We start from the raw sequence: 9729 nt of genomic DNA, 5'->3' as shown, positions 1-9729 counted from the left end.
CCCTTCGTCACCGTCCCGCCGAACTCGATGATGAGGGCGATCGGCTGGACGCAGGACGGGGTCGACCGCCACGGCACCCGGGTGGCCTGATCCTCGGGCCGCGCATCCCGGCATCGGACGCCGGCCGCCGGGGTGCGCGGCGCCGGCCGCTTGCACCGACCGGCCAGGGGAAGGCCGACTCGTCGTCCGGAATATCTCCACAACATATCCCCCAAAAGATCTCATGGCCGACATTCCGCAAATGCCTTTCGGGTCGACCCACAGGCGCTCCAGTACAACTCCGCCCCCAGTCGAGCCCTCCCCCGCTCACCCCAGAATTTCCTTTTGTTTTTCACCGAAGGAAGCCAGTACACCCTCGCCCCCACGGGAAAGCAACGCCCTGAACTGGCCTTTCGCCAGAAAGAATCAACATATAAGCAAAAATGGGGCGCAACGGACCCCTGCAACACGCAGAATATCCAGCCCCATTGGCGTTTCGAATGGAAGAACATCCGCGACAGGGCATTGACTGCGAAAATTCCTTTCCCTAGTCTGGGTTCCTGGCGATCGCCCGGCGCAAGACCAATGATCTTCTTCTCAGAAGTGGGACATGGCCTACGTCATCGCTGAATCCCGTGTCGATATCCAGGACAAGGCCCGCCTCGACGTATGCCCGGTCGACTGCCTGCACGAGGGCGGGCGCAGCCTCTCCACACACCCCGACGAGTGCATCGACCGCACGGCCTGCGAACCGGTCTCCTGAGCACAGGAGCACACGAGGGCGGCCATCGGCGCCTCGAAGGACCATCGATCATCAGCCAGGAGCGCACGATGACGCAGAAGAAGTGGCAGGAGCACGGACACCCGGCCCGGCTGGCGGAACAGCTGGGGGACAAGGTGGTGAGGTGTCACCTCAGTCCCAGGAACTGCAGGATCAGGCCCGGGCAACACGGCTTCTGCATGGTCCGTGCCAACCGGGACGGTGAACTGGTGAGCCTGAACTACGGGCGGTCGGTCCACGCCACCGAGGAGACCATCGAGACCGAGGCGGTCTTCCACTACGAGCCGGGTGCGCGCATCCTCTCCATGGGAAACATCGGATGCATGCTCAACTGCGACTACTGCCACAACTGGAAGACGTCCCAGGCGCGCTTCGTGGAGGACAAGGACGTCTTCCACTACACCCCCGAAGAAGTGGTGGACATCGCCGAGCGCCACGGCATCCAGGTCATCTCCTGGACCTACAACGACCCGGTCGTCTGGCACGAGTTCGTCACGGAGACCGCTCGCCTCGCCCAGAGCAAGGGGATCATCAACCTGTACAAGTCGGCCTTCTTCATCTCACAGGAGGCCGTCGAGGAGCTCATCCCGGTGATCGACATCTTCTCGGTGTCGATCAAGTCGATGGATCCGAAGTACTACCGGAAGATCACCAAGGGGTGGATCGAGCCGGTGCTCGAAGCCACGGAGCAGGTCTACCGCGCGGGACGCCACGTCGAGGTCTCCACACTCATGGTGACGGACCTGAGCGACAGTGAGCAGAACGCCCGGGACATGGCCAGGTTCGTGGGCGAACGCCTCGGGCCGGAGGTCCCCACCCACTTCGTGAGGTTCCACCCCGACTACAAGATGACGGACACCATCCGCACGCCGGTGGAGCGGTTGGAGCACGCACGTCGCGTGTCCCTGGACATGGGCCTGGAACACGTCTACCTCGGCAACGTCTACAACACCGAGTCCACCAACACCTGGTGCCGCGGTTGCGGTCTGCTCCAGATCACCCGGTACGGCCTCAACGCACACCTGGTCGGGGTCACCCCGGACGGCAGGTGCTCGGGGTGCGGACTCGACGCGCACATCAGGCGCGTACCGAACCCCGCCGCGGCCCGGACCCTGGTGGACGAACTCCCCCCGCACGAGACCTACGACCCGGCCCGCTTCGACTGGCACGGGGACATCCGCGCCGTCCACGTCCAGGTCGAGAACACCGGCGACAGTCCGCAGGAGGTGTTCCACCGCCGTCTGCGCAGGGACAACCCCGACACGGGGTGGACGAGGATCGCCCTGGCGCCGCGGGAGAGCTACCGGTTCATCAGCGCGGAGTCCTTCAGTGACGAGACCGGGGTGGTCGTCGCGGTCCCCGCCGGATGCACCTCCAGCCTCCACCAGGTCTTCGACCGCGCCCACTTCCCCACCACCGAGGCGGCGGCCGGCACCCTGAACGCCGACATCACCCCCCTCCCCCTCTACGTCCGCCCCAACCGCCAGGGAGCACGTCCATGACCCAGCACGCGTCCCCGCGAACCGACGACGTGGTCATCGTGGCCTCGGCCGACGTCGAGCCCCGCACCGCGTTCCCGGACCTGACCCGCAGGGTCCTGGCCCACAACGACAAGCTCATGCTCGTCGAGCACGTGATGGAGAAGGGGTCGGTCTTCCCCCGTCACAGCCACCCGCACGAACAGCTCGCCTACCTGGTCTCGGGACACATCCGCGTCGTTGCCGGAGACCGGACCTTCGAAGCCGGCCCCGGGGACAGCTTCGTCGTCAGGGGAGGCGTGGAACACCAGGTGTGGGCGTTGGAGAGGTCGGTGGCGCTCGACGTCTTCACCCCCCACCGGGAGGACTACGCGGAAGGGGCGAGCAACGGGTGAGGGACGTTTCGAGCACCGCCACCGCGTCCGGCGACGTCGTCGCGAGCCCCCGACCGGACCCTCTGCCCATGGTGGTCGGCCCCACCCGGCCCCACCCCTCGGTCCTGCGCCGCCTGGCGCAGGCCGCGGACCCCATCGACGCGTCGACCTCCGTGCAGGACCTGCAACGGGCACTGCTGCTGACCAGGCAGCTCCTCGGCGCCCCCGCAGCAGTCCCCTTCGTGCTCCCCGGAACGGGAACAGCGGGAATGGAGAGCGTGGCCGCCAGCCTCCTCGCACCGCGGGCGCCCGTGCTGGTGGTGTCCACGGGCATGTGGGGCGACCGCTGGCACGACATCTGCGTCAGGCTCGGCCTACCGGCGCAGGTGTACACCTGCGGGCCGGGCCGTCCGCCCGAGGCGGGGGAGGTCGGGCGGCTCCTGGGGGCAGGGCACCACCAGGCCCTGCTCGTGACCCATGTCGACTCCAGCAGCGGCGTGCGCACCGGGATCGAGGGCCTGGCCCGGGTCGCCGGGGAACACGGCGCGCTGGTGCTGGTGGACGGGGTGTCCGCGGCCGGAGCGGAGTTCGTGCACCAGGAGGCGTGGGGGGTGGACGCCTACCTCACCTCCACGCCCAAGGCCCTGGGGGTCCCGGCCGGTCTCTACCTCGCCTCGCTCGGCCCACGGGCCGTGGACGTGCTCGTGTCGCGGACGTGGACACCGCGCCACTTCAGCCTGGACCTTCTCCACTGGCTCCCGGTGATGCGTGCCGCTCTGGAGGCGCGCTTCGCCTACCACCAGACGCTCCCCGGAAACCTGATCGGCGCCCTGACCCGGGGGTTGGAGCTGGTCGTGCGGGAGGGGGCCGAACGCGTGCACAGGCACAGACGCCTGGCGGTGCGGCTGCGCTCGGCCTTGGAGGCAGAGGGTCTGCGCAACTTCGTGGCCGAGGACGGCGACCGCGCCAACGGGGTGAGCGTCTACCGCGCTCCGCCCCACCTGACGGCCGCGGAACTGCTCCGTGGTGCCGCCGGACTCGGTGTGCTCCTCCAAGCGGGCACCCATCCGGCCGCGGCCGGGGAGACCTTCCGCATCGGCCACCTCGGCAACGTCGACGAACAGGACATCGACCAGACCGCCGGCACGCTCCGCCGGCTGCTCTCCCCCACCGACCGCTGAGGAAGACCATGGCAGAGACCGTCCTCGCCGCACGCCTGACCGGCCCCGGCCGCGTCCTTCGTGTCGAGGAGACCGAGCAGGGACCTCCGGCGGCCGATGAGGTCGCGATCGACATGCTGTACGCGTCGGTCAACCCGTTGGACACCTATGTGCTCGCCGGGCAGGTGGCCGGCGAGGCCCCGGTGCCCCGCACGCTGGGGGTGGAGGGGGTGGGACGCCTGGGCGACGACCTGTTCGTGGTCCACGGCCACGGCGTCGGCCTGTCCCGCGACGGTACGTGGAGCCGGCGGGCCGTCGTCCCCAGCGGTTCGCTCGTCCGGGTGCCCGCAGGGGTCGATCCGGCCCAGGCGGCCTGCGCGGCCGTGTGCGGCCGGACCGCGATCCGCGTGGTGTACGAACTCGCCGAGGTCACGGCCGAGGACCGCGTCCTGGTCCTGGGGGCGACGGGGGGCGTGGGCACGGCCGCCACCTCGCTCGCCCTGAGCACGGGGGCGGCGGTCTGGGGTCAGACCGGTGACCCGGACAAGGCCGAGGCGGTGACCGGGATGGGCGCCGGGGCCGTGATCGCCCGCTCGCCGGAGGAGCTGGTCGCGGCCGCGGGGGGACTGGGCGCGAACGTGGTGCTCGACCCGCTCGGCGGGAACTACACCTCGGCCGCGGCCCATCTCCTGGCCCCCTACGGAATCCTCGTCCTCTACGGGGCCTCGTCAGCAGCTCAGAGCCGGATCGATGTGCGATCCTTCTACCGCAGGAACCTCCGGGCGCTGGGCTACGGGGGCGTCATGGAAGGACATGACGAGGTCCGCTCCGGTATCCGCGACGCCCTGCGCGCACTGGCGGAGGGGAGCATGCGGATCCCCGTGGGTGACCGGGTTTCCCTGAGTGATCTTCCCGCGGTGCTGGAACCCGGACGTCGGCGGGGCGCCATCGGCAAGACCGTCGTCGATGTGGGCCTCGGCTGAGCATCGGTGTCCGCCCGTTCTCCTTCCTCCGAAAGGGATCGGAATCGTGACGAGTGCGTTGGTCACCGGCTTCGGCTTCGGGTTCGTCGTCGCCGCCCAGGTCGGCCCGATCTGGCTGCTGTGCCTGCGCAGCGTTCTGCGCGGCGGCATAGCGCTGGGGCTGGCCATCGGTGCGGGGGCGGCGCTGGTCGACGTCGGATACGCCCTCCTGGGCATCGCGGGGGTGGCCGCCCTGCTGACCACCTGGCAGACCCTGGGGACGGCGGTCGGGATACTCGGCGTGCTGGTCCTGGTGGTGCTGGGTGTGCGCGCCCTGCGCAGTGCGCTGTCCCGTCCGACGGAGCAGCAGGCCGACCGCGAACTCACCTCGACCCGGGCGGCGTTCGTGGTGGGGCTGGCGGCGACGGCGAGCAATCCGCTGACGATCCTGGCCTGGGCGGCGGTCTTCGCCGCCCTCTCCTCGGCCACGCCCGACACGGGTTCCTTCACCCCGTGGACCATGCTGGCGGGTGTGGGCGCGGGGACCTTCACCTGGTTCGCGCTGCTGTCCGTGGCCGCCTCCGCTCTGGGGCGCTTCACCGGCCCCCGCTTCCATCGGGGCGTGGACATGGCGGCGGCGATCGGGCTCCTGCTGTTCGCCGCCGTCCTGGCCTGGCGCGTCCTGGCTCCCTGAAGGCCCGCACCCGCTGCGCGCCCTGTGCCTCGGCGTGTGCCCGGTCCTCACGGGAGCGGGCGGGCACCGCGCAGGAACTGTTCGACCGCGGTCTCCACGAGCTCGTTGAGCAGTTCGGGTCTGACGAAGTTGCCGTTGATCATCGAGGCGATGCCCTGGAGGGTCGCGAACAGGACGATGCCGATCCGCTCGGGGTCGCCCGCCTGGAGCGCGCCCTGTTCCTGCCCCTGGGTGATCAGCTCGGACATCAGCCCGAACGGCCCTTCGGCCGCCTTGGCGATCCGTGTCGCGCCCGGCCGGTGCTTGCTGGTGTACATCAGTTCCAGGAGCGCGGCGTTCTCGGTGGCGAAGCGGGTGTAGGCCGTCATGGTGGCCTTGACGCGCGACGGGAAGTCCTCGCCCACGCCCGCCAGCGCGGTGCGCAGTGCCGTGTCCAGCTGGGCGAACCCGGACTCGGCGAGTGCGTCGAGCAGTGCCTGGCGGTCCGGGAAGTGCCGGCGCGGCGCGGCGTGGCTGACGCCGACCTCCCTGGCCAGGTCGCGCAGCGACAGTTCGTCCGCGCCGCTCTCCCGCAGGACGTGCTCGGCGGCGTCGAGCAGCGCGGCTCGGAGGTTTCCGTGGTGGTAGGGCCGCTGTTCGGTGGCGTCTGACATGGGACCCCACCCTAGCAGACCATGTTTTCGTCGACTACTTTGTTTGCATTGACTACTTTGTTTTCGTTGACTACTTTGTAGACCATGACAACATTCTCCGCTTCGGACATCCCTACCATGACGGATCGCACGGTCGTCGTCACAGGTGCGAACAGCGGGATCGGCCGCGCCGCCGCCCGCGCCCTCGCCGCCAAGGACGCCCGTGTGGTGCTCGCCGTGCGCAACGTCGAGAAGGGGCGCGAGGCAGCCGCTGCGATGACCGGCCGCGTCGAGGTCCGCCGGCTCGACCTCGCCGACCTCGCCTCGGTCCGCGCGTTCGCCGAGGACTTCACCGGTCCCGTCGACGTGCTGATCAACAACGCGGGCGTCATGATCCCGCCGCTCTCCCGTACGGCCGACGGCTTCGAGCTGCAGTTCGGAACCAACCACCTGGGGCACTTCGCGCTCACGAACCTGCTCCTGCCCCGGATCCGGGAGCGGGTCGTCACCGTCTCGTCCAACGGCCACAAGACGGGCTCGATCGACTTCGACGACCTCAACTGGGAGCGCAGGCCGTACCGGGCGCTGCCCGCGTACGCCCAGTCCAAGCTCGCCAACCTGCTGTTCACCTCGGAACTCCAGCGACTGCTCGCCCAGGCCGGCTCACCGGTGATCGCGACCGCCGCGCACCCCGGTCTGGCGGCCACGAACCTGTTGAAGTCCGACGGTCGGTCCCGGGCGCTCCGCCTCGTGCAGAGGGCGGCGGTCGCCCTCCTCACGCAGAGCGACGACACCGGTGCCCTGCCGACGCTGTACGCGGCCGTGGCGGACGTTCCAGGCGACGGCTACGCGGGCCCGAGCGGCTTCCTGGAGGGGCGCGGCGCCCCGGAGCTGGTCGGCCGCTCGGCGGCGGCCCGGGACGCCGCGTCGGCGCGCCGCCTGTGGGAGGTCTCCGAGGGCCTGACGGGGGTGGCCTTCCCCCGAAGCTCCCTGCGGTCTGCCTGACCCTGCTGAACACGGAACCGGCTCCGTCCCGCTACCTGGGGCGGGGCCGGTTCACTACACCGCTACAGGGCGCGCACCGCAGCCAGTAGCGCTGTCCACTCAGAAGCCTCGGTCGACAGGTGTCCGAGATCCCGGTTCTGGGTGTCGCGAACGCGGGTGGTAGGCCCTTCCGAGACCTCCACGCAGTCCCCGCCGTTACCACCGCTGTAACTGGATTTGTGCCAGGTCATGACGCATATTCCTTTCTCATCTCATGGATGCGACGCAGCGACTCGGCCGGAGCGAGCGCGTCAGCCTGCATCGCTCCGAAGAGCGCACCCATCTGGGACACATCATGTGGCTCGCCGCGAAGGACGTCCCCTAGCGCATGCTCCACAAACACCACGGTTTGGGTGACTGAGAGCGACATAATCCGGAATGGCGGGCACATCCCTGGGTGGGTCAAACGCGTAGGAAGCACCTGAAATCGAACCGTACCGGCCTCGATCAGTTTCGCTATGTGGTCGAGCTGTTCCCTCATGGCCGCCGGCGATCCCAGCGGGCGTCGCAGTACTACCTCATCCACGACGAACCATAGCGTCGGACGCTTGCTCTTGAGCTCGGAAAGCCGCGACGTTCGGGTATCCACAACCTGGGTGACCTCAGCATCGCTCGCCCGGGGCTGCCACGCCCTGACCAACACCTCGGCGTAGGCGGCTGTCTGTAACAGGCCGGGGACCAGGATGGATTGGTACTGCGAGATGGCGACCGCGCGTCGCTCGGTGGACAGGGCGTTCCGGAACCAGTCGGGGACGTTCCGGTGCTTGAGCACGTCCATCCACATACGCAGCAGAGAGCCGTCTGTAGTGAACAACTCTTCCAGTTTATCCACTTGTCTCCTGGTTGCGGGGCGAACAGCGCGCTCGATGTGACCAACCATTCCGCCCGAGACATTCATGAGCTTGCCAAGCTCATGCTGAGACAACCCCAGCCCAGAACGGTTTCGACGGACAGTTTCTCCGAAATCGACCCATTGCTTCAAGACGCCACGTGCCATGCGACCAGTGAACTACAAAGCTACTACTTCGCGCTACGAATACCACCAGCAAGCGACAGAATCCATGTCGGCATGGGCATTGATTCCCAGTTCAGGGAAGGTAGTGAACACGGTCGCGGAGTCCACCCGTGACCTGGCCGCAGAGGGGACGGCCACCCACACAGAAAAGCTCCGGAGACCGAAGGTGAGAGAGCGATCGCCGGAGCTGATGACCCACCTGACCTGAAAAGACCGAAGGTGAGACGAATGCAGCCCACCGCTCCGTCCCCCGCACTCCCCCGCCGCATGTGCGGAACCGACACCACCTCCGGCATCCTCATCGGCTCCGACACCCACCACGTCAAGGCCGCCCGACAGTGGGCGGCCCAGACCGCCCGCGCCCGCCCCGGCCTGGCCCACCCCCTCTCGGTCGTCGTCTCCGAACTGGCCACGAACGCCCTGCTGCACACCGCTTCCGGGCTTCCCCACGGCACCGTGCGCATCGAACTCGAACGCACCCCGCGCCACCTCGAACTCCGCGTCACCGACAACGGACCCCGCCCCGGCACAGCCGCCACCCTGCCCACCGCCCCAGCGCCCGACCCGCTGCCCGCCGGCGGCAACGGACTGCGCCTGGTCGAAGCCCTGTGTTCCTACTGGGACTGGGAACAGGGACCCTGCGGCGCGATCACGGTCCGCGCCGTCTTCCCCCGCTGACTCCGCGAGGCGCACGCAGGACGCCGCACGCAAGCGCGTGGACACGCACCGGGGGACAGCGACCCGCCCGTGTTGCTCCGGGAGTGACGCGCGGGGTTTCGGTCCATGACCAGGACAGTTGAGGTCCCCGCGGAGGGGCCGTCCCGCATGAGCACCACACCGTCCGGGTACCGGCGGACCATGACTCTCTGCTCTGAGTGCGGCGCCCCGGCTGCCCGAGTTCACCACACCCCCAGGTACTCGGCCCTGTCCGGGCCCGCACCGGTCGAGTTCCCCACCGCCCGTATCCGGTACGAGCCGTGCGGCCACGAGGTGCTGAGCGGTGACGACGCCTCGGGGGAGGGGGCCGTCGTGGCGCGCGCCGACCGGGACGCTCCCGCCGACGGTGCGGGGCTGGTGGCGAAGGTCGGGGTCCCCGCGCTGGACCACCTGGTGCCGGACGGTATGAGGATCATCCGGAGGGGGGCGGGCTTCGTGCGCGGAGGGGCGGACCTGGAGCCGGACCGGCTGCGCGCCGTGGCCGCCGCGTACGAGAACGAGGACGACCTCCCGGACCTGATCCTGTGGATGACCCCGGAGGAGGCCACCACGATGGGGTTCGGCCCGCCGCCGGGGGCGGTGGAGTGCCTGGTACGGGTGTCGTGGGGTCCCGCGTCGGAGCCCTGAGACGCCGTGCGGGGGGTGATCCGCCCCTCCCTCGGAACCGGGCGGTGACGGCCGGGTCGGTGACGGCGATTCGACACGCGACTACCCTCCGCGCTCGAAAGTCACTCCGGGTAGTGAAATCTGTTCGCGAGGGGACGTCCTAAACAACCGGGAACGCCGCGTCCGATCCACCGGCGCGCCGCACGGCCACCGCACCGGGAGAAGGCCCGGTTCGGGCGCGGCGAGGGGGCCGCCGGAACCGGCGGCCCCCTCGCCCTGGGCTACTT

The 9729-nt window shown here is 69.3% G+C and carries 11 protein-coding genes and 1 pseudogene; 9 read left to right on the top strand and 3 right to left on the bottom strand.

Annotation, left to right across the window (positions count from 1 at the left end; genetic code table 11):
* Positions 1-589: 589 nt before the first annotated feature.
* From ACFWTE_RS28815 to ACFWTE_RS28790, 6 genes and pseudogenes are all read left to right on the top strand, one after another.
* Positions 590-736 (top strand): annotated as a pseudogene (locus ACFWTE_RS28815) (ferredoxin); the annotation flags it as partial.
* A gap of 74 nt (positions 737-810) precedes the next feature.
* Positions 811-2262: an AmmeMemoRadiSam system radical SAM enzyme gene (gene amrS, locus ACFWTE_RS28810; protein ID WP_378783069.1), complete on the top strand. Its 1452-nt coding sequence runs from the start codon at positions 811-813 to the stop codon at positions 2260-2262.
* The gene (locus tag ACFWTE_RS28805; protein ID WP_378783068.1) at positions 2259-2633 is read left to right on the top strand and encodes a cupin domain-containing protein; all 375 of its coding nucleotides are present in this window, start codon (positions 2259-2261) and stop codon (positions 2631-2633) included. Before amrS ends, ACFWTE_RS28805 begins: the two co-directional genes overlap by 4 nt.
* Positions 2630-3793: a pyridoxal-phosphate-dependent aminotransferase family protein gene (locus ACFWTE_RS28800; RefSeq protein ID WP_378783067.1), complete on the top strand. Its 1164-nt coding sequence runs from the start codon at positions 2630-2632 to the stop codon at positions 3791-3793. The genes ACFWTE_RS28805 and ACFWTE_RS28800 overlap by 4 nt, the downstream gene beginning before the upstream one ends.
* A gap of 8 nt (positions 3794-3801) precedes the next feature.
* The gene (locus tag ACFWTE_RS28795) at positions 3802-4755 is read left to right on the top strand and encodes a zinc-binding alcohol dehydrogenase family protein (RefSeq protein WP_378783066.1); all 954 of its coding nucleotides are present in this window, start codon (positions 3802-3804) and stop codon (positions 4753-4755) included.
* Positions 4756-4801: 46 nt separating this feature from the next.
* Complete coding sequence (locus tag ACFWTE_RS28790) at positions 4802-5428, top strand: LysE family transporter (protein WP_378783065.1); 627 nt, start codon at positions 4802-4804, stop codon at positions 5426-5428.
* 47 nt (positions 5429-5475) lie between these two features.
* On the opposite strand, the gene ACFWTE_RS28785 is transcribed toward ACFWTE_RS28790, so the two are convergent.
* Positions 5476-6081 carry a TetR/AcrR family transcriptional regulator gene (locus tag ACFWTE_RS28785; RefSeq protein ID WP_378783064.1) on the bottom strand — a complete coding sequence of 202 codons (606 nt, stop codon included), beginning with the start codon at positions 6079-6081 and terminating at the stop codon, positions 5476-5478.
* 117 nt (positions 6082-6198) lie between these two features.
* Here ACFWTE_RS28785 and ACFWTE_RS28780 point away from each other — a divergent pair, with 117 nt between their 5' ends.
* Entirely contained in the window at positions 6199-7065 is an 867-nt protein-coding gene (locus ACFWTE_RS28780) for an oxidoreductase (RefSeq protein ID WP_378783063.1), read from the top strand.
* Positions 7066-7127: 62 nt separating this feature from the next.
* On the opposite strand, the gene ACFWTE_RS28775 is transcribed toward ACFWTE_RS28780, so the two are convergent.
* Positions 7128-7295 (bottom strand): DUF397 domain-containing protein, encoded by a 168-nt coding sequence (locus ACFWTE_RS28775; RefSeq protein ID WP_378783062.1) that lies wholly within the window; start codon positions 7293-7295, stop codon positions 7128-7130.
* Positions 7292-8101, bottom strand: coding sequence for a Scr1 family TA system antitoxin-like transcriptional regulator (locus tag ACFWTE_RS28770; protein ID WP_378783061.1), 810 nt, complete (start codon positions 8099-8101; stop codon positions 7292-7294). The genes ACFWTE_RS28775 and ACFWTE_RS28770 overlap by 4 nt, the downstream gene beginning before the upstream one ends.
* A 246-nt stretch (positions 8102-8347) precedes the next feature.
* Between ACFWTE_RS28770 and ACFWTE_RS28765 the strand changes: the two genes are divergently transcribed.
* Both ACFWTE_RS28765 and ACFWTE_RS28760 read left to right on the top strand, forming a co-directional pair.
* Positions 8348-8797, top strand: coding sequence for an ATP-binding protein (locus ACFWTE_RS28765; protein WP_378783060.1), 450 nt, complete (start codon positions 8348-8350; stop codon positions 8795-8797).
* 147 nt (positions 8798-8944) lie between these two features.
* On the top strand, positions 8945-9463 hold the full coding sequence (locus ACFWTE_RS28760; protein ID WP_378783059.1) for a hypothetical protein: 519 nt from the start codon (positions 8945-8947) through the stop codon (positions 9461-9463).
* The last annotated feature ends 266 nt before the right edge of the window (positions 9464-9729 follow it).

The sequence above is a fragment of the Nocardiopsis sp. NPDC058631 genome, assembly GCF_042716955.1.
Lineage (GTDB): Bacteria > Actinomycetota > Actinomycetes > Streptosporangiales > Streptosporangiaceae > Nocardiopsis.
This window is presented reverse-complemented; position numbering and strand designations above follow the sequence as displayed.